The organism is Flavobacterium flavipigmentatum, from assembly GCF_020911905.1.
GTDB classification, from domain to species: domain Bacteria; phylum Bacteroidota; class Bacteroidia; order Flavobacteriales; family Flavobacteriaceae; genus Flavobacterium; species Flavobacterium flavipigmentatum.
This window is the reverse complement of record NZ_CP087133.1, coordinates 90,755-110,019: the sequence shown is the minus strand read 5'-3', so window position 1 is coordinate 110,019 and position 19,265 is coordinate 90,755. Positions and strand designations below refer to the sequence as shown.

The window sequence follows — 19,265 nt, the reverse complement described above, 5'->3', positions numbered from 1 at the left end:
TAACAATCAAGTACCATTATTTATCCCTTTATTTTGACAGGAATTCCAGAAACCATTAAAACAACTTCATCAGCTTTTGAAGCTAGAAATTGGTTCATCCAGCCTTGCAATTCGGTAAATTTTCTGCCAATATGTGTCTCCGCATGTATGCCCATCCCGATTTCGTTTGTTACAATAATTAAAGTTGTATTTTCTTGGCCGGCCATCATGAGGAACTCTTTTTTGGCTTCTTCAAGACTAATATCTACATCGTTTTTTGTGTCAACAAAAAAGTTCGTTAACCAAAGTGTTACGCAATCAATCAGGGCTACTTTTCCTGAAAAATCAATTTCACTCACGTGTTTTTCTTTTTCAATATTCGTCCAGCGTTCGTCACGTTCTGATTGGTGTCTGTCAATCCTGTTTTGAAAGTCTGTGTCCCATTTTCTTGCTGTTGCCACATACATTGGCGAATTAGAAAGGCTCAATGCCAAATTTTGAGCGTAACTGCTTTTTCCTGAACGTTCGCCTCCGGTAATCAAATAGATCATGTTTTTAAATGGTGTTTTTTATGTTTTTATATTGGTTTTGGTTTTTATTCGAAATGAGTAGTAAAATTTATTTTTTCCAGCTTAATACGGGCAATGTCTGCATTTGTTTCCACAGCAGGAACCTCTTTTCAAGTGAAACCAGGATTTAAATACGAACTTTTCGTCTTCCAAATAATAATCGATTCCCTCAATTAATTTTTCTGTCTTAGGCAAAGATAGGGCTTTATTTGTAAGTGCTTTTTGGGGTGTAATGGTTGCTACATAGTCATTTATTTTGTCGTTACAGGCCTTTTTGAAACAAGAAGGGCACAGACAATCTGCCGATTCTGAGAGCGTAAAAATAGGAGGAAAATCATTGCACCAGCATTTGTTTTCCTTAGAAATATCTCCGCAGCTAAAAGCCGTTTGACAATTGGAACAAACTTTTCTTTTTATGGCATTCATGATGTAAAGATATTATTTGTTTAATTTTTTACAATTAAAAATAAACACTAAATTTAGAAATAGCGCTACCTTTGTCACTATCCAAAACCTAAATCATGAATTTTTATTTGAAAAAAATAGTTTTTTTGGTACTTTTTTGTACCCTCATCGGATGTAAAAAAACGGAAACCGCAGAGGTTGCAAAAACCGCAATAGCCAAAAATAGTATAGAATATGCTTCTGGACTTTCGATTGTAAAACAAGAAGGATATTCTGTAGTTACGGTGACGAATCCTTGGCCAGAAGCCAATAAAAATTTTACTTATGTGCTAAAAGAAAAAGACGTAAACCTACCGGATAGTTTAAAAAGTTATACCACAATTCAGGTTCCTTTAAACTCGGTAGTAGTGACTTCTACAACAAATATTCCTTTTTTAGAAATGCTGGAAGTAGAAAGTAAACTTGTTGGTTTTCCGCATACCGATTATATTTCTTCAAAAAAAACAAGAGCTTTAATTGATAAAGGCGCCGTTAAAAACGTGGGGCAAAACGAAAAATTAAACATTGAACAATTAATTGCATTAGCGCCTGATCTGATTGTTACGTTTGGAGTAGATAACAATAATCCGACTTTGGATAATTTGAAAAAAAGTGGTTTAAATGTCTTTATTCAGGGCGATTGGATGGAGCAATCTCCTTTAGGAAAAGCAGAATGGATCAAACTTTATGGAGTCTTATTTGGTAAAGAGGAAAAAGCCAAAGAATTGTTTGACAAAATAGTACTCAGCTATAATCAATCCAAAAAATTAGTAGCCAGTAAACAGGTTACTTCTACCGTTTTGTATGGGTCAATGTATCAGGATTTGTGGTACGTAGCGAAGGGGAATAGTTGGGTGGCACAATTTATAAAAGATGCGCAAGCCAACTATTTATGGGCAAATTTAGAAGGAACCGGGAGCGAAGGTTTGTCTTTTGAGAAGGTTTTGGATAAAGCAAAAACGGCTGATTTCTGGATTGCGACAAGTTCTTTTAAATCTTTAGACGAATTAGGAAAAAGCAATCCGCATTATAGCGAATTTGATTCTTTTAAAAAGAAAACAATTTATACTTTTGAAGCCAAAATGGGAGCTACTGGCGGAACGATTTATTACGAATTGTCACCAAGCCGTCCTGATTTGGTTTTAAAAGATTATATCAAGATTTTTCACCCCGATGCATTGCCAAGTTATGAGTTTACTTTTGCAACAAAATTGAATTAAATTGGTAAATAAAAACCGAAATATATTTTTATTCCTGTTATTGGCTTTTGTGCTTGTAATCATGTTTTTTGTTAGTATCAGTTTAGGTTCTGTAACGATTCCTTTTAAGGAAGTTTGTACTAGTTTAACAGGTGGTCATGCCAGTAAATCTACCTGGGAATATATTATTATCAATTATCGCTTACCCAAAGCAATTACGGCTGTTTTGGTAGGTATGGGATTGTCAGTTAGTGGTTTGCTGATGCAAACTTTATTCAGAAACCCGCTGGCGGGACCTTATGTTTTAGGATTAAGTTCCGGCGCCAGTTTAGGGGTTGCTTTTGTGATTTTGGGAGCAGGGTTTTTGCCTTCTTTTTTAAGTGAAATTGCCTTATCGTCTTACGGGATCGTCCTCGCCTCTACAGTTGGCAGTAGTCTTGTTTTGCTATTGGTTCTAGTAGTTTCGCAACGATTGCGAGACACCATGGCTATCTTGATTGTAGGTTTGATGTTTGGAAGTTTTACCACCGCTATTGTCAGTGTTTTAACGTACTTTAGTACGGCAGAACAGCTTCAAAAATTTACTTTTTGGTCTATGGGAAATCTTGGAAGCCTCTCATGGAGTACGATTTTTATTTTGACTGTTTGTGTCGGTTTGGGTCTGACTTTAAGTGCGGGAAGTATAAAACCCTTAAATGCGTTGCTTTTGGGCGAGAATTATGCTAAAAGCATGGGTTTAAATTTTAAAAGAGCCCGTTTAGTCATCATTCTGGCTACTAGTATTTTAGCAGGAAGTATCACTGCTTTTGCGGGGCCAATTGCGTTTGTAGGTCTGGCTGTTCCACATATTGCAAAGCTAACATTTCAAACCAGTAATCATACGATTTTGTTTTGGAGCACCTTGTTTTTGGGTGCCATAATAATGCTTTTTTGCGATGTAGTTTCACAAATGCCAGGTTTTGACGTCACCCTTCCTATCAACGCAATTACTTCTATAATCGGAGCTCCGGTCGTAATTTGGCTTTTGGTTCAAAAAAGAAATTTTCAGTAAAAAGGATTCATCTGGCAACGCAGTAAAGCAGTAAAAATGAAAAATATTTTAACCACTTCAAATTTAACTATTGGCTATAAGTCCAAAAATAATACGGTGACCATTGCAGAAAATCTAAATTTGAATTTCGCTTCTGGAAAACTCATCTCGCTAATCGGTGCAAACGGAATCGGAAAATCAACTTTGTTGCGCACTATTACGGGGATTCAGAAACCTTTGGCGGGACATGTTTTTCTCAAAGATAAAACCATCACGGCATACTCACCCTTAGATTTGGCACAAAATTTAAGTTTGGTTTTAACCGAAAAACTGCCTTCAAGCAATCTGTCTGTTTTCGAGCTCGTAGCTTTAGGAAGGCAGCCCTATACCAACTGGATAGGGACTCTAACTTCAACCGATATCCAGAAAGTTCAGGACGCGCTGGAACTCACCCAAATCTCGGATCTGGCCAAAAAAAAGCATTACGAAATTAGCGATGGACAATTGCAAAAAGTATTAATAGCAAGGGCTTTGGCACAAGATACGCCGCTCATTATTCTCGACGAACCCACCACACACCTCGATCTATTGCACAAAGTATCGTTATTCAAATTACTAAAAAAACTCACGCACGAGACCAATAAATGCATTTTATTTTCTACTCACGACATCGATTTGGCGATACAATTAAGTGACGAAATGATTATTATGACGCCCAATTTAGTCGTGCAGGACGAACCGTGTAACTTGATTTCAAAAGGAAATTTCGCAACATTATTCAAAGACGAACACATTGCTTTTGATGCAGAAAAAGGCAAATTTGTAATTACCTAATACTTTTCTCAGGAGCTCATCCTGCTGTCCGCTGTATCTTTTGTTTTTTAAAGAAAAAAACAAAAGGATGCCGCTCCCATCAGGGCTAGGGCAGTCGTATTCATAATTAAAAAAAAATATATATTAAAGTTTCAACCCAATTTGCCTTTTGGCTTCACCAAGTACAAAAGCCACAGAATTGGCAATATTAAAACTGCGTATCAATTTTGACATCGGGATTGTCAGATGATTTTCAAAACGAGCCAACACTTCCTTGCTCAGGCCAACGCTTTCTTTGCCAAAAACCAACCAGTCTCCGTCACGAAATTCGGTTTCCAAATACGATTTCTCAGCATGCGAACTCATCAAAAAAACACGTGATCGATCCGGAATTTGCTGCATCCATTCTTCTATATTTTCATATTCAGTTACATCAAGGTGTACCCAATAATCCAAACCGGAGCGCTTTAGGTTTTTATCATTAATCACAAACCCAAACGGATGGATCAAATGTAATCTGCTTTCGGTACCCACACATAATCGACCAATATTTCCCGTATTGTTTGGTATTTCAGGTTCTACAAGAACAACATTTAGCATTTTTTTATATTAAAAAGATTAAAAAATTAAAGCTTTTGAGTAGCATCATCGATGTTAAAATTAGAAACCTCTAAAACTTCCCCAGCTTTTAAGTTTTGCAAATATACATTTCCAATGCGTACACGAACCAATCGCAACGTTGGAAATCCTACTGCTGCAGTCATTTTTCGTACCTGACGAAATTTTCCTTCATTTACTGTTATAGACGCCCATGTAGTTGGTCCATGGCGCTCATCTCTGATTTTTTTTGCTCTTGGCCCGAAATCAGGGACTTCAGTAACGATAAAAGCACGGCAGGGTTTTGTAATGTATTTGCCACCGTCAAATCCAATTTCGACCCCTTTTTGCAATTGCTCAATAGCTTCGGGAGTAATTACACCATCAACCTGAACATAATATTCTTTATCTACTTTTTTACTTCTTATTTGCTCACTTACTTTTCCGTCAGTGGTTAGCAAAAGCAATCCTTCTGAGTCTTCATCCAGTCGGCCAATGGCCATAGTGCCTTGAGGGAAATTATAAATTTCGCCTAAAAGTTTTTTCTTTCTTTTAAGTTCATAAATAAATTGACTTAAATAGCCATAAGGTTTAAAAAGTATAAAATGTTGATGCCGGGTATTTTCTAACATTGTGCTGGTTTGTAATGATGCTTTGGTGTGCAAAAATAAGTAATTATCGAGCGACATAGGTTTTGTTTCGAAAACATTATACTCGTTTTCGTTTTATTATTCAAACCTAAAAACAGGATTTCTATAGTTGCTGTATTTGTTTTTATTACAATTGACATAAATTACCTGTTAATTAAATATCGTTCGTGCTAAGTTAGCCGTTAAGTGTTGTTTTTTGTAAGTTTTTGAATATAATTATAGTATTTTTACTGTATTAAATTACTACAAATTAGAAGATGATTTGTGAGGTGAAAATTATTATCATGCGACTAAAATTTGAATATCGTAAAGCAATACATTACACGTTGTTGTGTTGTGTTATTATTTTGCAGATGGCGGTAATTTTTATTTGGTATCATCAAACATCAAACGAGGATAAGATTGCGAAAAAGTTTGATGAAATGGCTGTTTTGGACAAATTATCGGAGTTTACAATCAAGGTCAATAATTCTTTTATTACTTCTCAAGGATATTTTTATGATTATCTGAATACTAAAGACGAGAAGGCATTAAACAAATACACAAATTCATTAAAGCAAATGAGTTTTTTGATAGATAGTCTTGAGTCTATCACCAAGAATAACAATGCTTTGAAAGAAAAATTATTAAAAAGAGATCAAACTCAGCGGGATATTTCTCTCCTAAAACATGCTATAGATTCTGTCTTGGATCACGGTCTAAAGTCAGGCAGTAATCAGCAATCGAGAATTGCAGATTTTACTAAATTTGAATCAGAAAAAATAATAGATAGTATAAAAGTACATTCGACTTTAAAAATAGACAGCATTGCAAAAAAAGGACTTCTTGCCCGTTTAGGAAGTGCCATAGCCGGAAAAACCGAGATACAAAAAGAGCAATTGAATATCATAGTGACCATGAAATACAAAAATAAAGTGGTCTCAGGAAGTTTAGAGGAGCAAATAGCGAATCTTTTTGCAGAAACTAATGCATTTTATAAAACTGAATTTGATAAAATAAAAAGTACATTTTCTAATTTAAGAGAGAAAGATCAGGAGCTTATCGGCGTTAATAAAGATGTATTTAAATTAAGCCAGAGCATTCTGCCTAGTTATATCAACACAATAAACGATTTGCAAAAAAAGAATAAAGAAAACATTCTAAATCAATATGAAGTCAACAAATCTGTACGAAGTTATCATATTGTGATATTGATTTTATTGATGTTGTTTATCACGATAATGCTTTTAAATTTTACCCGCATCTCATTTGATTACGAAAAAAGACTAACTATTGCACAGCAAAAAATCAGTCAAAGTTTGAGTTTTAAAAATAGAATTATGGGAATGATTAGTCACGAAATCAGATCTCCGTTAAGTATTATTTCGATTTACAGTTCAATAATTGATTCGATGGTAAAAGAAAAAGAGGCGAAAGAAGTTTTTAAATCAATTGAGTTTACGACCAATTCCTTATTGCTTCTGGCCAATCAAATTTTAGCTTATTCAAAAGATGAAAACCGCAAATTTGATTTGCAGCACAAGGAAATTATGCTGAAATCAGAACTGGATCAAATTATTAGTTCTTTGGCATATCTGGCCGAAAGTAAGGGTAATAAGGTAGAAATGCAATCGAATATAGATGCAAATTGTAAAGTTTACTCTGATGCAGGAAAAATTCACCAACTTTTTTATAATATTATAGGTAATGCCAACAAGTTTACTAAAAATGGACTAATTTTAGTGGTGCTTGATTTAGAAGACAAATCAAATTTGGAATATAATTTGAAAGTGTCAGTAAAAGATAACGGAATAGGTATTGCAGACCAGGATTTGAAAAACATTTTCGAATCGTATTATCAGGGTATGGTCTCAGAAAAAGTATATGATTTGGGTGTTGGTTTGGGACTGAATTTGTGCAGAGAAATAGTGACTTTGTTTGGAGGCGAAATCCATGTTGAAAGCCAGGAAGGAAAAGGAACCACAATCACATTCAACCTGTTGTTAAATAAAATGTAAAAGAAATTTTTAATCAAATAAAATAATTAGTCAAAAAAATAATGACACAACTATCAAAAAAAAATAATTTTTTATTATCAGATGATCATAGTGTTGTAAGGCAGGGCATTGCTTTGTTGATAAAATCTGAATTTCCCAGCGCAGAAATTTATCAGGCAGGAACTTTCAAAGATACTTTTAAAGTACTGAACGAAACTAAAATTGACATCATGATTTTAGATATCAATTTTCCTGACGGAAGCAGTTTAAATTTAATAAGCGATATTTTAAATATTCAGCCAGAGATCAAGATTTTGATGTTTTCTGCCTATGACGAAAATATTTATGCCATGCGATATCTGAACGCGGGTGCTTCAGGCTATCTTAATAAAGGGAGCACGATGGAGGATATGGCGGCAGCGATAAAAAGTATGGTACTCACAGGAAAATATTTGTCTGTTAATGTAAAGAACAAAATTTTGGATACATACATTTCTAAAAAGTCAATAAATCCAATTGATCACTTGTCTAAAAGAGAGATAGAGGTTGCAAAACTGCTCATCAGGGGTTATGGAAATCTTGAAATTTCTGAATTACTCGATATTAAAAAAAACACGGTAAGTACCTTTAAAAACAGGATTTTTGAAAAATTGGACCTTGATAACGTTGCCGATTTGATTATGTTTTTTCAATTGTATTATGAAGAAAGTCAGTGATCAAATGGCTTTTTTCGGCAGTAATCCAAAAGAAATATTTTAACTGCCATTGTTGTGTTTTTTGTGCTTGCTTGCTGGTGGTTTCGTCCCAAGGCGGATAAACCCGAATTGCTCGCTTACCTTCTTTATTTGAGGTAGAAAAAACTCCTTCTTTAAGTAATATGTGTTTAGGAAAAATAAATTGCCCCAAATCGTTTTCCTTTCTAACACTAACAATTACGGCGTCTATAGGATCATCCGAATCAAAAGGCTCGATAATTTTATCTTTATTTCGTTTCCATAAAGTAACAAACTGCCCCGTTTTTGTAGGTGTGATTTTGGCTGTTCGATAACAAATTTTTATCGAATTAAGAGTAAATCTAAACGCATTATAATCCTGGCTTTCAGGTTCTGACAAAGGTATAGTACATTCTAATTTATGCCTGTCGTAAATCAATTCTTTTGCAATAATTAAATCATTTGGTACGCTTTTTTCAATCCAATTATTGTGTGGTGTCATTTTAATAAGTATGGTAAATATGGGACTAAAAATACATCAATTTTTTTAGAACGAAACATTTAACCCAAAATTGAATGACCACTGAAACTGGTTGAACGACTGATTATCCAACGGATTTACATAATAATTCATCCCAGGTTCTACAAAAATATTTGTTTTTTTGTACAAACGATATTGTAAAGTACTGCTTAACAACGAGCCATAGACAAAACTGTTCGCATTCTGGTTCTCGCCAATAGCGCTGCCGTTTAGATACACATCATTCGAAATTAATTTTCCAACAAAACCTCCCGTATTCAGACTTACAGTCGTTTTATTTTTGTTCAGAATAAAGTAGGAAACTTCAAAAGGCATTTCAAGATATTTCAAACGCTGATCTACATCGCCACTTTCAAAACTAGCGGTATTCATGACTCCGTTATTTACATTATTAGTTACATTGTCATTGGTAGCAGAAGCTACAAAAACAAAATCAGTACTGTTTGAAATTCGGGTTGATGGTGAGCGATCGGCAGAGACTTCTTCTGGCTTCATAAAAGCAATGCTTTTTGTATCGATATACGAAACATTGGCGAGACTTTGCCCGAGTTCGTTAATTTTTAGCCCAGAACTTACTGCCCATTTTTTATTGAGTTTATAATTTGTTTTTACTCCGTAAGCATTACTTTGTTTAGGCGAGTTTACATTGCCCAAAGTTTTGTCGTTTTTATAGTTTTCAGAATTGGCGATACCTGCAAATACCTCTACAGACCATTTTTCCGCTTTAGAAATCAGACTTGCTTTTTCGTCTATTTCCTGCTCTTTTTTCGGGTTTTTTAGTGATTCTTCCAAGTTATGAAGTTCGGCTAATTGAAGAGAATCGGTTTTGGTCAATAAAACAGTTGCATCGGTATTTTTTCTTTCAGTAAAAGCAATCGCCTTCTGACTAGGTAAATTTTCGGTTACTATTCCAGATTGACTTCCGTTTGTTTTATTTTGAATGTTATCATTTGCAGCGATTGCCGTTTTATTTTCAGTATCGAATTTATCTTTTGCTATAAACTCTTTTGAAATGTTTTTATTTTGAATGTTATCATTTGCCGCGATTGCCGTTTTGTTTTCAGCATCGAATTTATCTTTTGCTACAGACTCTTTTGAAATGTTTTTATTTTGAATATTATCATTTGCCGCGATTGCCGTTTTATTTTCAGCATCGAATTTGTCTTTTGCTACAGACTCTTTTGAAATGTTTTTATTTTGAATGTTATCATTTGCTGCGATTGCCGTTTTGTTTTCAGCATCGAATTTATCTTTTCTTACAGCTTCTTTTGAAGCATTTTTATTTTGAATATTATCATTTTCCGCGATTGCCGTTTTGTTTTCAGCATCTAATTTATCTTTTGCTACAGCTTCTTTTGGAGCATTTTTATTTTGAATATTATCATTTGCCGCGATTACTGTTTTATTTCCTGCATCGAATTTTTCTTTTGCTATAGACTCTTTTAAAATATTTTTATTTTGAAGAGAAGAATTTAAAACGACGGCATTAGCATTTTTTAATCCTTTATCATCATTACTTTTAAAGGATGTATTTTGATTAGGAGAAAATCCATTTGGAAGTTTTTCTTCCGTCAATGTTGATTTTGCTGCTATAGTTTCAGATTTGATATTTTCTTTGGTTTTTTCGTGCGATGTTTCAGCATTCACTTTACTTGAAGAATTTGCTTCTACAACAACCAAATTGTTTTGATTGGCCGCATTCTGATTTGATTGTTCTGATTTGTTTTTGATGCTTGAAACTCTGATTGTTTTTTCAGTTTGAATATTTGTATTACTTTTTATTGTACTGTTTTTAGAATCTTGATCAGTATCTATTTCTTTATTTAAAAACACATTTTTATTTTCTATCGCTCCGGGAGAAATTGCTTTGTCGGATTTTGAATTAAAATAAAGCACAGACGGAATCGATAGACCCAACAGTAAACTTGCGGCGGCAGACCACCACAGAACAGCTCTTTTTTTCTTTTTGGGTTGGTCCAACTGCTCTTCAATTTTGTCCCACAATTCGGGTGGCGGAACGCTCGAAAAGTGTTCTATCGATGAAAAAATATCTTCTATATTTTGCTTTTTCATGCTGTCTTAAAATTTTTAATACTCAAAATTCTTTTTTGCAAAATTCCTTTGGCTCGGTTTAAATTTGATTTTGAAGTTCCTTCTGAAATTTTCAATAATTCGGCGATCTCTTTGTGTTTCATTTTTTCAAAAACATACAAATTAAAAACCATCCGGTATTGATCGGGTAAATCCCTTATGTATTCCAGTAATTTTTCTTGTTCTATCGGGAAAATTTCCAGCTCTTCTTCATCAGTAACATTGACATCGGGATCAAAAACATCCAGAAAAAAACTTTCTTTTCTTTTTTTATTCAATGTTTCAATCAGTTTATTGATGAAAATTCGTTTTAACCATCCTTCAAAACTTCCTTCAAATTTGTATTGATGTATTTTTTCAAAAACAATGATAAAAGCTTCTTGAAAAACGTCTTTGGCATCATCTTCGTTTTTCATGTATTTTAGACAAATACCATACAAAACAGGAGAGAACAACTGATAAATTTTCAGTTGTCCTCCTCTGTCATTTTGAACGCATTGCTTGATATATGTCTCTAAATCGTTTTTCAAAAAAGTATTAATTTGATTGTGCAAAAATAAGCTTTTCTATTGTATAGAATTATCTTTTATAAATAGACTTTGCTCCGTCTGTTGCGTTTATTACAATAGTTAGATGTTCATTATCAAGGTTTTCGATCACGTACGTTGTGCCCTCAAAACTGATTAAATCGTGTTCTAAACTATCGATAGCACTAATGCCTTTTTTGAGCTCATATGTACTGTTTCTAATTTCTACATTGTTCTTAAAAGTAATAACTCTGCCATCGCTGGTAAAAGTAATTTTTTTGTTATACCCAATGCTTTTTGGTGTTGAGACATAAGGATTGTTTGCACTGCCAATAGATTTTTCCCAAACCCATGTATCAATAATGGTATTAGACTTTTTGGTGGCAGATTCTAAAGAATAGGCATTCGAAAAAATACTTAATAAGATAAGGAATATGAAGTTTTTTTTCATGATGAGCTGTATTTTTTTAGAGCTGTAATTTTATCCTGAATCGCTTTTTTGAAAGCTTTGATTTCGACACTCTGGTCTGCTGTGTCTTTGTTATCAATATAAATTTTGGTTGTATTGCCATCTTGACGTAGCTCAAAATAAACACCTCCCTGATCTGATGATTCTGGAGCACCATAGGTTTTTGTTTGTCCTTTTAAGTTTAAAATTTCGGCAGGAACGCTTTTTAGAAACAACGTATAATCGCCTACTTTTCCTGTAGTTGTATTTTTGTATTGGCTAAAATTGTACTGATTAAGAACTACGTTTTTAAACTCAATAGTGTTGTAATCGTTTATCTGAAAAAAGTTCAAACAACCACCACCGGCGCAAACACTAGAATAATTACCCACAATCATCGTATTGGCAGACTGTGTAGTTTTGTTAAAATAAATAGTTTTAGAAGTCTTCGGAATCAAAATAAAGTCTGTTGGGTAAGTAGTTCCGTCTGTGATCACTTCGTTTGGAAGTGGCGACTTCTCATAATAATTAATCACGATCTGGCAGTTGTTTTCTACAATAGAACTCATTTTTATAGCATAACCACTAGTAGGTTTGGCTCCGGCGTAAATACCTATCAAATAGTTTTTTGTAAAATCGATGGCTGGATCGCTTGGTACCGTGCAAGTATTTTCATGTTTTGTAAAATTGACTTCCAGTTTTTCTTGCGAATTTACGATTAGTGCGGTTGCATTATTAGGCATAGTTTTTACGCTATAATTGCATAAAAGAGGAAATCCCGTAAAAGAAACGTCTTCATACGCTCCGCATGTATCTTGAATATCATCACCAAGAGAACAAGAACTTAATCCGAAAGCGATCAACAAACTCAACATAATTTTTTTCATGGTCAATATTTTTTTAATAGATTATATGTTAAATAGATGCCTGATATTTGAAATGGTTGCGTCAAAAGAATTATTTTTTTGAGTCCGACTTCGATTTGTTTGTTTAATTTAGGGCTACAAATAAATAGTGAAATTTTATTTTTTGAATCCAGAACTAAGTTTTATGGCGTACTTTTACTCTAAATTAACTGTGATATGTTGCAACAGATTCCGCTTTTCGTAGCTTTTATAATAGCATTATTTTTAGGGATTTACTTGGGTAAATTGCTGTTTTCAGCTCGTTTTCAATCCGAGAAAGTGAGTTTGGATGAAAGATTAAATGCCGCAAACTTTCAATTGCAGGCCTTAAAAGAACAACTGGAACAAGAAAGGAACAATTTCGATAAAAATTTTTCGCAGCTAAATTTCGAAAAAGAAAACATTCGAACAGAAAAAGACAGTCTGGCCATTCAGCTTTCTAAAAAAGAAGTAGATTTTGAGAATTTATGGGAGCGCCACAAAGAACAAAAAGCAGAGATAACAGAGTTGCAGGAAAAATTTACCAAAGAATTTGAAAATCTGGCCAATAAGATACTCGAAGAAAAATCGGCTAAGTTTACAGAGCAGAATAGCGAAAACATGAAGAACATTTTGTTGCCTTTGCAGGATAAAATTCAAGGTTTTGAGCAAAAGGTAGAGCAAACCCATAAAGAGAGTATCGATTATCATGCGGCATTGCGCCAACAAATTTTGGGTTTGAGTGAGATGAATGCGCAAATGAGCAAAGAAACCTTAAACTTAACCAAAGCTTTAAAAGGCGACAGCAAAATGCAGGGCAATTGGGGAGAGCTGGTTCTGGAGCGCGTTTTAGAAAAATCAGGTTTAGAAAAAGGACGTGAGTACGAAGTCCAGCAAAGTTTTACCAATGCCAAAGGAAGTCGCGTATTTCCTGATGTGGTAATCAATTTGCCGGACGGGAAAAAGATGATTGTAGATTCTAAAGTCTCGCTAACGGCCTACGAAAGATGGACAAACGAAGAATCGGAGATTTTAAAAATCGATTTTTTAAAAGAGCATGTCAACTCGATAAAAAGGCATGTCGAGCAACTCGGCAGCAAAAATTATCACGATTTGTATCAAATAGAGAGCCCCGATTTTGTTTTACTTTTTATTCCGATCGAACCTGCTTTTGCGATTGCGCTCAACCAAGATTCCTCTTTATACAACAAAGCCTTTGATCGCAATATTGTTATCGTAACGCCGACTACTTTATTGGCTACTTTGCGCACGATTGATAGTATGTGGACCAACCAAAAACAGCAGGAAAATGCCTTTGAAATTGCACGTCAGGCGGGTGCCTTATACGATAAGTTTGAAGGTTTTGTAGCCGATCTGGTTAGAATAGGAAACAAAATTAAAGATACCAAAACCGAATACGAAAGCGCCATGAGCAAACTTGTTGACGGAAGAGGAAACTTAATATCAAGTGTAGAAAAATTAAAAAAAATGGGGGCAAAAGCCAAAAAATCGCTTCCCGAAAATATTATCGCCAGAGCTAATAATGCCGAGGAAAATCAATCTTTAAATTAGAATAAGATGAAAAAGTTTATCATAATTAGTGTCGCTGCGGGTCTGTTTGTTGCTGCGGTTTATTTTGCATTTGTTTATTATGTGCCTTATAGCGAAGGGTATCGCTCTGGCGAATTGTTCCGAATGAGCCATAAAGGCGTGCTGATGAAAACATGGGAAGGCGAGCTGAGTCAAGGGGTTTCAGGCTCTCAGATTTTCAGGTTCTCTGTTCTCGACACAGATCAAAAAGTAGTAGACGACCTCAACAAATTTCAGGGGCAATATGTAAAACTTACCTACGAAGAGCGCTATAAAACGTTTAGCTGGTGGGGAGAATCTCGGTTTTATGTTACAGCCGTAGAAAAAGAAAGTTCCCCATTTAAATATAAATAATAGAATATGACTTCAGATTTCAAACCCGTTTCTTCCTCAAAAATTAGTATCTCAGAATTAATGCTGCCGTCACACACCAATTTTAGCGGCAAAATCCACGGAGGATACGTCTTGCAATTGCTCGATCAGATTGCCTTTGCCTGTGCCTCAAAGTTTTGCGGAAATTACTGCGTAACAGCCTCTGTCGATACCGTCAATTTTTTAAAACCCATAGAAGTCGGCGAGTTGGTAACCATGAAAGCTTCGGTCAATTATGTCGGGAGAAGTTCCATGATTGTAGGCATTCGAGTAGAAGCCGAAAACATCCAGACCGGCGCCATAAAACATTGTAATTCCTCTTATTTTACAATGGTTGCCAAAGACAAAGAAGGCAAAAGTGTACAGGTTCCGGGGCTTATTTTATCCAATCTTGACGAGGTGCGCCGCTTCAGAAAATGCATCAAACAAATTCAGGCCAAGAAAGAAGTCGAAGAACACGCAAAGCGCACCAATGTCAATTCTATTGAAGATCTGGCGAGTCTCGATCAGTACAATGTGCTTCTGGAAATCAATTAGTATTTCGGCAATTTATCCCAACATAAATAATAAAAAACGCAACTCTTCAATCGCTTAAAAATGCAGCACTTTTTGTTGGGCGTGCCACCATCCCAATAAGAGGGCTATAGTACTGTGCGCCTATACGCCCTCTTATCGGGATGCTGTCGGGCTATTCGCGCTACTTCGGTAGCTTGCTGCTATCCCTCACGCAAAACCACACCAGAAGAAGAGCTTTTTCAGGTTACAATCTTCAAACAGAAGTTTATTTTCGAGCTTTACACGTCAAATTTCACGTCCATGACGCCAAACTTCACGTCCCTGACGTCAAATTTCACATCCCCGACGTCAAATTTCACGTCTCTGACGCCAAATTTCACGTTCCTGATGTCAAATTTCACGTCCTTGACGCCAAATTTCACGTCTCTTACGTAAAACTTCACATTTATTACCCATAAAATAGAGTGCTACTTCATTACCTACTCCAGAGGGCAGACATTCAAAGCCAATAACTCACAATTAAAAAACATCTCACCTTTCACATTTTTACCTCCCAAAAACATTTCACAAATTTTTAGCATACTGCAAACAACTAACTGCCATTAAATTGCGTAACTTTAAGTATGATCATTTGGTTACAGGATAATAGTTACGGAGTACTGCCATCCGATTTTTTTTTTGTTGAATTAATTTCTTTTTTTCCTTCTTTAAATAAAAAAATCGCTTGACATAATTGTTTAAATACTTACGATTATGAAAAAAACTACATTAATTATGTTACTTTTTACTGCTTTTTCAACGCTTGCGCAAGGAAAATTTAAAACCACCACAGCAATCGTAAACTTTGAAGCATCGGTTCCTTTTTTTGAAGAAGTAAAAGCAGTAAATAAGCAGGGGAAGATTGTGTTGGACCCAAAGACAGGCTCGCTCACATGTGTGCTCGTTATGAGAGATTTTCATTTTAAAATGGAACTTATGGAAGAACATTTTAACGAAAATTATATAGAAAGTCATCGCTATCCTAAAGCGGTTTTTAAAGGTAAAATAGTAAAATTTGATCTTAATGATATCGATGAACTCGATAAAGAGTATAAAATTGCAGGAAAATTATACCTGCACGGAAAATCAAAAGAAATTGTAGTAAACGCATTTCTCAAAAAAATTGGCGGAGGTATTCAGATTGTATCAAATTTTCAGATTATGGTAGACGATTTTGATATTGATATTCCGTACATGATTGCGAACAAAATCTCAAAAACGGTCAATACAGACATAATCGGCATCCTGCAGGGAGAAGGTTTTCACTCTAACCCAGTTGCAGTAGCTAATAAATAATAATACAGGAAAAACAAATTACGATAAGCAACTTGATAATGCGGTTTTTAGGTCGGTAAATTCAAACTGAAAACCTGTTTTTTCTATTTTTTCAGAAGAAACTCGCTGACCTTCCAGAATGGCAAGACTCATTTCGCCCAAAATGATTTTCAATAAAAATACGGGAACTTTAGGCAACCAAATAGAGTACCCCAATAGTCTGGCAAATGTTTTTGAAAAGCTTTGGTTGGTTGTGTCATCAGTAACTGCAGCGTTGTAGGCACCACTCGTTTGTTGATCCTGGATGGTTTTTAGGTATATTTTGCACAAATCCTCGATATGAATCCAGGGTAGATATTGTTTTCCGGTTCCTAGAACAGAACCCAATCCTAATTTGAAGCTTGGCTGTATTTTTTCTAAAAAACCTTCGTTTCTGCCCAAAACAATTCCAGTTCTGATTTTTGCGGTACGTATACCCAAAGCACTAATAATATCGACAGCTTTTTCCCATTCCTGGCAAGTATGTCCCAAAAAGTCATCGGCCGCAGGGGAGGTCTCGGTACAGATTGTATCGTTGGTAATCGCACCATAAATACCAATTGCAGATGCAGAAACAAAAGCATCTAATGGTTTATTATGTTTTTTTAAAATAGAAGCAATGAGCTCAATTGGGCGCACACGACTATCTAAAATGGCTTTTTTTCGTCGAGCAGACCATCTTTTTTCTACAATGCCTTCACCGGCAAGATGAATAATGTAATCTGCTTTGAGAATGGCTTCCTCTTCGATGTACCCGAGATCTACATTCCATTTGTAGTAGAAGGTTTTCGAAGTGTTTTTTCTTTCAGAACGACTTAAAATAGATACTGTGTAGCCGTTGGCAATCAAGACATCGGTGAGGTATTTGCCAATAAAACCAGTACCTCCGGTAATTAAAACATTTTTAGCCATATCTTTTGGAATATTTAACAAATTGTTTTGTTTAACAAAATGTAAATATACTTAAACATTTTGTATCTTTATAGCAAATTTTAAATTTTATAAAAATGGCAGCTAAAAAAAAGATTCTGACAAAAGAGGATATTGTTTCAATGTACATGAATGATGTTTTGGAGAAGGGAGAAAAGCTAAAATCGGTTTTTCAATTTGTGAAGGGAAAAGATTTTTCGGAGGCAGAATTTTATGCCTTTTTTGGAACTTTAGAAGGATTAGAAAAAGAAATTTTCAAATTGTTTTTAGTCAATACAATTGATTTATTGCATAAAAACACAGATTATCAGGACTATGACATGAAAAATAAAATGTTGAGTTTTTACTTTACTTTTTTCGAAATATTGACAGCCAATAGAAGTTTTGTGCTTTTAGCATTAAAAAACGATTCAAATCCAATCAAGAATTTAAAGCAGTTGAGCGCTCTTCGCGAAAGTTTTAAAGAATATGTTGCCGAAATTCTAACGGATGATTATAGAATCGAGCAGGAAAGGCTTCAGAAATTCCAGGAAAAATCACTTCAGGAATCTGCTTGGATACAACTGATGTTAACAATTAAATTTTGGATGGATGATGTTTCTCCTGCCTTCGAGAAAACAGATATTTTTATCGAAAAGTCTGTGAATGCTTCATTTGAATTGATGAATATCGCACCGATCAATCATCTTATTGACTTAGGAAAATTTTTATTTAAAGAAAAAATATACAGCAAATAATGAAAACAATAGATTATATACCCACCTCAAAAATAGAAAGAGCCAGTAAATTGGTTCAAACAGGAGCCAAAGTTGGCGTGAACTACATTAAACATTATGCCGAAAAAATGGTCAATTCTGACCTGACGCGTGATAAACTCAACGAGAATAATGCAGAAGACATTTACGACGGACTAAAAAGCCTGAAAGGAAGCGCCTTAAAAGTAGCTCAAATGTTGAGCATGGATAAAAACTTTTTGCCACAAGCCTACGTAGAGAAATTTTCTTTGTCTCAGTTTTCTGTGCCGCCACTTTCGGCACCATTGGTTTTAAAAACGTTTAAAAACAATTTTGGCAAAACACCTTATGAGGTTTTTGACGAATTTAATGCCAATTCTGTCAATGCGGCCAGTATTGGGCAGGTACATCTGGCGGTGAAAGAGGGTAAAAAATTAGCCGTAAAAATTCAGTATCCCGGTGTTGCCAATAGTATTTCATCAGACTTAGCTTTGGTAAAACCAATTGCCATCCGTATGTTTAACCTTCAAGGCAAAGATTCTGATAAGTATTTTAAAGAAGTAGAAGATAAATTGATTGAGGAAACCAATTACTTGCTTGAGCTAAAGCAAAGTCAGGAAGTGGTTGCGGCCTGTGGGAAAATAGAGAACATGCTTTTTCCTAATTATTATCCGGAGTTTTCGTCAGAAAAAATCATCACGATGGATTGGATGACCGGAATTCATCTTTCTGAATTTACAGCCAAAAATACCGACCGTATTGTTGGGGACAAAATAGGTCAGGCACTTTGGGACTTTTATATGTATCAAATTCATGTGCTGAAAAAAGTACACGCAGATCCGCATCCGGGGAATTTTTTGGTAGACGATCAAAATAATCTGATTGCCCTTGATTTTGGATGCATGAAACAAATTCCGGAAGATTTTTATGTCCCGTATTTTGAGTTAATCAATAAAAATGTAATTACAGATCCGAAGCTTTTCAATCAAAAATTATTCGAACTAGAGATTCTTCGCCCGGATGATTCTCCTGCAGAAATTGATTATTTTACCGAAATGTTTCACGATTTGCTATCTCTTTTTACCAAACCTTTTCAGGAAGAAACTTTTGATTTTTCAGACGAGACTTTTTTTGAAAGCATCGCAAAATTAGGGGAACGTTTTTCAAACGATACCAACCTTAAAAAAATGAATGGAAATCGTGGTTCAAAACATTTTATATACATGAACAGAACTTTCTTCGGACTGTATAATCTTATGTTTGATCTGAAAGCGAAAATTGTAGTAACTAACTTTTTAAAATATTAATA

21 protein-coding genes are annotated in these 19,265 nt (G+C 34.8%); 11 read left to right on the top strand and 10 right to left on the bottom strand.

What is annotated here, in order from left to right:
- Positions 1–20: 20 nt before the first annotated feature.
- A complete protein-coding gene (gene cobU / locus LNP22_RS00550; RefSeq protein WP_229974834.1) occupies positions 21–530 on the bottom strand; it encodes a bifunctional adenosylcobinamide kinase/adenosylcobinamide-phosphate guanylyltransferase in 510 nt (169 codons plus the stop codon).
- 81 nt (positions 531–611) lie between these two features.
- Complete coding sequence (locus LNP22_RS00545; RefSeq protein WP_229974833.1) at positions 612–974, bottom strand: C1orf53 family protein; 363 nt, start codon at positions 972–974, stop codon at positions 612–614.
- 95 nt (positions 975–1,069) lie between these two features.
- Here LNP22_RS00545 and LNP22_RS00540 point away from each other — a divergent pair, with 95 nt between their 5' ends.
- Genes LNP22_RS00540 through LNP22_RS00530 form a run of 3 tightly spaced genes read left to right on the top strand, consistent with a single transcriptional unit; the run spans position 1,070 to position 4,055 of the window.
- Complete coding sequence (locus tag LNP22_RS00540; protein ID WP_229974832.1) at positions 1,070–2,212, top strand: ABC transporter substrate-binding protein; 1,143 nt, start codon at positions 1,070–1,072, stop codon at positions 2,210–2,212.
- Position 2,213: 1 nt separating this feature from the next.
- The gene (locus LNP22_RS00535; protein ID WP_429670529.1) at positions 2,214–3,242 is read left to right on the top strand and encodes an iron chelate uptake ABC transporter family permease subunit; all 1,029 of its coding nucleotides are present in this window, start codon (positions 2,214–2,216) and stop codon (positions 3,240–3,242) included.
- A 36-nt stretch (positions 3,243–3,278) separates the two neighbouring features.
- A complete protein-coding gene (locus LNP22_RS00530; RefSeq protein ID WP_229974831.1) occupies positions 3,279–4,055 on the top strand; it encodes an ABC transporter ATP-binding protein in 777 nt (258 codons plus the stop codon).
- A 123-nt stretch (positions 4,056–4,178) separates the two neighbouring features.
- Here LNP22_RS00530 and LNP22_RS00525 read toward each other — a convergent pair whose 3' ends face one another.
- Positions 4,179–4,634 carry a tRNA (cytidine(34)-2'-O)-methyltransferase gene (locus LNP22_RS00525; protein WP_229974830.1) on the bottom strand — a complete coding sequence of 152 codons (456 nt, stop codon included), beginning with the start codon at positions 4,632–4,634 and terminating at the stop codon, positions 4,179–4,181.
- A 26-nt stretch (positions 4,635–4,660) separates the two neighbouring features.
- Complete coding sequence (locus LNP22_RS00520) at positions 4,661–5,263, bottom strand: pseudouridine synthase (protein ID WP_229976337.1); 603 nt, start codon at positions 5,261–5,263, stop codon at positions 4,661–4,663.
- 302 nt (positions 5,264–5,565) lie between these two features.
- Between LNP22_RS00520 and LNP22_RS00515 the strand changes: the two genes are divergently transcribed.
- Positions 5,566–7,278 (top strand): sensor histidine kinase, encoded by a 1,713-nt coding sequence (locus LNP22_RS00515; protein WP_229974829.1) that lies wholly within the window; start codon positions 5,566–5,568, stop codon positions 7,276–7,278.
- 41 nt (positions 7,279–7,319) lie between these two features.
- The gene (locus LNP22_RS00510; protein WP_210666822.1) at positions 7,320–7,973 is read left to right on the top strand and encodes a response regulator; all 654 of its coding nucleotides are present in this window, start codon (positions 7,320–7,322) and stop codon (positions 7,971–7,973) included.
- Here the strand turns inward: LNP22_RS00510 and LNP22_RS00505 are convergent.
- From LNP22_RS00505 to LNP22_RS00485, 5 genes are read right to left on the bottom strand one after another with little or no spacing between them, the layout of a single operon-like run.
- Positions 7,936–8,472: a MepB family protein gene (locus LNP22_RS00505; protein ID WP_229974828.1), complete on the bottom strand. Its 537-nt coding sequence runs from the start codon at positions 8,470–8,472 to the stop codon at positions 7,936–7,938. The two genes, LNP22_RS00510 and LNP22_RS00505, sit on opposite strands and share 38 nt — an antisense overlap.
- 45 nt (positions 8,473–8,517) lie before the next feature.
- Positions 8,518–10,584, bottom strand: coding sequence for a hypothetical protein (locus tag LNP22_RS00500; protein WP_229974827.1), 2,067 nt, complete (start codon positions 10,582–10,584; stop codon positions 8,518–8,520).
- Entirely contained in the window at positions 10,581–11,132 is a 552-nt protein-coding gene (locus LNP22_RS00495) for an RNA polymerase sigma factor (protein ID WP_229974826.1), read from the bottom strand. Before LNP22_RS00495 ends, LNP22_RS00500 begins: the two co-directional genes overlap by 4 nt.
- A 49-nt stretch (positions 11,133–11,181) precedes the next feature.
- On the bottom strand, positions 11,182–11,580 hold the full coding sequence (locus LNP22_RS00490) for a hypothetical protein (RefSeq protein WP_210666818.1): 399 nt from the start codon (positions 11,578–11,580) through the stop codon (positions 11,182–11,184).
- Positions 11,577–12,464, bottom strand: coding sequence for a protease complex subunit PrcB family protein (locus LNP22_RS00485; RefSeq protein WP_229974825.1), 888 nt, complete (start codon positions 12,462–12,464; stop codon positions 11,577–11,579). Before LNP22_RS00485 ends, LNP22_RS00490 begins: the two co-directional genes overlap by 4 nt.
- A gap of 195 nt (positions 12,465–12,659) precedes the next feature.
- Here LNP22_RS00485 and LNP22_RS00480 point away from each other — a divergent pair, with 195 nt between their 5' ends.
- The 4 genes from LNP22_RS00480 to LNP22_RS00465 all read left to right on the top strand — a co-directional run bounded on the left by LNP22_RS00480 (position 12,660) and on the right by LNP22_RS00465 (position 16,274).
- Positions 12,660–14,033 carry a DNA recombination protein RmuC gene (locus LNP22_RS00480; RefSeq protein ID WP_229974824.1) on the top strand — a complete coding sequence of 458 codons (1,374 nt, stop codon included), beginning with the start codon at positions 12,660–12,662 and terminating at the stop codon, positions 14,031–14,033.
- A gap of 6 nt (positions 14,034–14,039) precedes the next feature.
- Positions 14,040–14,405: a 6-phosphogluconate dehydrogenase gene (locus LNP22_RS00475; RefSeq protein WP_229974823.1), complete on the top strand. Its 366-nt coding sequence runs from the start codon at positions 14,040–14,042 to the stop codon at positions 14,403–14,405.
- Between the two features lie 6 nt (positions 14,406–14,411).
- A complete protein-coding gene (locus tag LNP22_RS00470) occupies positions 14,412–14,960 on the top strand; it encodes an acyl-CoA thioesterase (protein ID WP_210666814.1) in 549 nt (182 codons plus the stop codon).
- A 732-nt stretch (positions 14,961–15,692) separates the two neighbouring features.
- Positions 15,693–16,274, top strand: coding sequence for a YceI family protein (locus LNP22_RS00465; protein ID WP_229974822.1), 582 nt, complete (start codon positions 15,693–15,695; stop codon positions 16,272–16,274).
- 18 nt (positions 16,275–16,292) lie between these two features.
- Here the strand turns inward: LNP22_RS00465 and LNP22_RS00460 are convergent, their stop codons facing one another.
- Positions 16,293–17,204 carry a TIGR01777 family oxidoreductase gene (locus LNP22_RS00460; RefSeq protein WP_229974821.1) on the bottom strand — a complete coding sequence of 304 codons (912 nt, stop codon included), beginning with the start codon at positions 17,202–17,204 and terminating at the stop codon, positions 16,293–16,295.
- Between the two features lie 95 nt (positions 17,205–17,299).
- On the opposite strand from LNP22_RS00460, the gene LNP22_RS00455 reads away from it, so the two are divergent.
- Complete coding sequence (locus LNP22_RS00455) at positions 17,300–17,959, top strand: TetR family transcriptional regulator C-terminal domain-containing protein (RefSeq protein ID WP_210666810.1); 660 nt, start codon at positions 17,300–17,302, stop codon at positions 17,957–17,959.
- Positions 17,959–19,263 carry an ABC1 kinase family protein gene (locus LNP22_RS00450; protein WP_229974820.1) on the top strand — a complete coding sequence of 435 codons (1,305 nt, stop codon included), beginning with the start codon at positions 17,959–17,961 and terminating at the stop codon, positions 19,261–19,263. Before LNP22_RS00455 ends, LNP22_RS00450 begins: the two co-directional genes overlap by 1 nt.
- Positions 19,264–19,265 lie beyond the last annotated feature (2 nt).

What these genes read in the sequence shown, in the direction of transcription:
- LNP22_RS00490 (WP_210666818.1), bottom strand. Translation starts at nt 11,580, where the DNA reads ATGAAAAAAAACTTCATATTCCTTATCTTATTAAGTATTTTTTCGAAT.
- LNP22_RS00465 (WP_229974822.1), top strand. Translation starts at nt 15,693, where the DNA reads ATGAAAAAAACTACATTAATTATGTTACTTTTTACTGCTTTTTCAACG.
- LNP22_RS00530 (WP_229974831.1), top strand. Translation starts at nt 3,279, where the DNA reads ATGAAAAATATTTTAACCACTTCAAATTTAACTATTGGCTATAAGTCC.
- LNP22_RS00485 (WP_229974825.1), bottom strand. Translation starts at nt 12,464, where the DNA reads ATGAAAAAAATTATGTTGAGTTTGTTGATCGCTTTCGGATTAAGTTCT.
- LNP22_RS00510 (WP_210666822.1), top strand. Translation starts at nt 7,320, where the DNA reads ATGACACAACTATCAAAAAAAAATAATTTTTTATTATCAGATGATCAT.
- LNP22_RS00545 (WP_229974833.1), bottom strand. Translation starts at nt 974, where the DNA reads ATGAATGCCATAAAAAGAAAAGTTTGTTCCAATTGTCAAACGGCTTTT.
- LNP22_RS00500 (WP_229974827.1), bottom strand. Translation starts at nt 10,584, where the DNA reads ATGAAAAAGCAAAATATAGAAGATATTTTTTCATCGATAGAACACTTT.
- LNP22_RS00470 (WP_210666814.1), top strand. Translation starts at nt 14,412, where the DNA reads ATGACTTCAGATTTCAAACCCGTTTCTTCCTCAAAAATTAGTATCTCA.
- LNP22_RS00505 (WP_229974828.1), bottom strand. Translation starts at nt 8,472, where the DNA reads ATGACACCACACAATAATTGGATTGAAAAAAGCGTACCAAATGATTTA.
- LNP22_RS00475 (WP_229974823.1), top strand. Translation starts at nt 14,040, where the DNA reads ATGAAAAAGTTTATCATAATTAGTGTCGCTGCGGGTCTGTTTGTTGCT.
- LNP22_RS00540 (WP_229974832.1), top strand. Translation starts at nt 1,070, where the DNA reads ATGAATTTTTATTTGAAAAAAATAGTTTTTTTGGTACTTTTTTGTACC.
- cobU (WP_229974834.1), bottom strand. Translation starts at nt 530, where the DNA reads ATGATCTATTTGATTACCGGAGGCGAACGTTCAGGAAAAAGCAGTTAC.
- LNP22_RS00520 (WP_229976337.1), bottom strand. Translation starts at nt 5,263, where the DNA reads ATGTTAGAAAATACCCGGCATCAACATTTTATACTTTTTAAACCTTAT.
- LNP22_RS00525 (WP_229974830.1), bottom strand. Translation starts at nt 4,634, where the DNA reads ATGCTAAATGTTGTTCTTGTAGAACCTGAAATACCAAACAATACGGGA.
- LNP22_RS00455 (WP_210666810.1), top strand. Translation starts at nt 17,300, where the DNA reads ATGGCAGCTAAAAAAAAGATTCTGACAAAAGAGGATATTGTTTCAATG.
- LNP22_RS00450 (WP_229974820.1), top strand. Translation starts at nt 17,959, where the DNA reads ATGAAAACAATAGATTATATACCCACCTCAAAAATAGAAAGAGCCAGT.
- LNP22_RS00460 (WP_229974821.1), bottom strand. Translation starts at nt 17,204, where the DNA reads ATGGCTAAAAATGTTTTAATTACCGGAGGTACTGGTTTTATTGGCAAA.
- LNP22_RS00515 (WP_229974829.1), top strand. Translation starts at nt 5,566, where the DNA reads ATGCGACTAAAATTTGAATATCGTAAAGCAATACATTACACGTTGTTG.
- LNP22_RS00480 (WP_229974824.1), top strand. Translation starts at nt 12,660, where the DNA reads ATGTTGCAACAGATTCCGCTTTTCGTAGCTTTTATAATAGCATTATTT.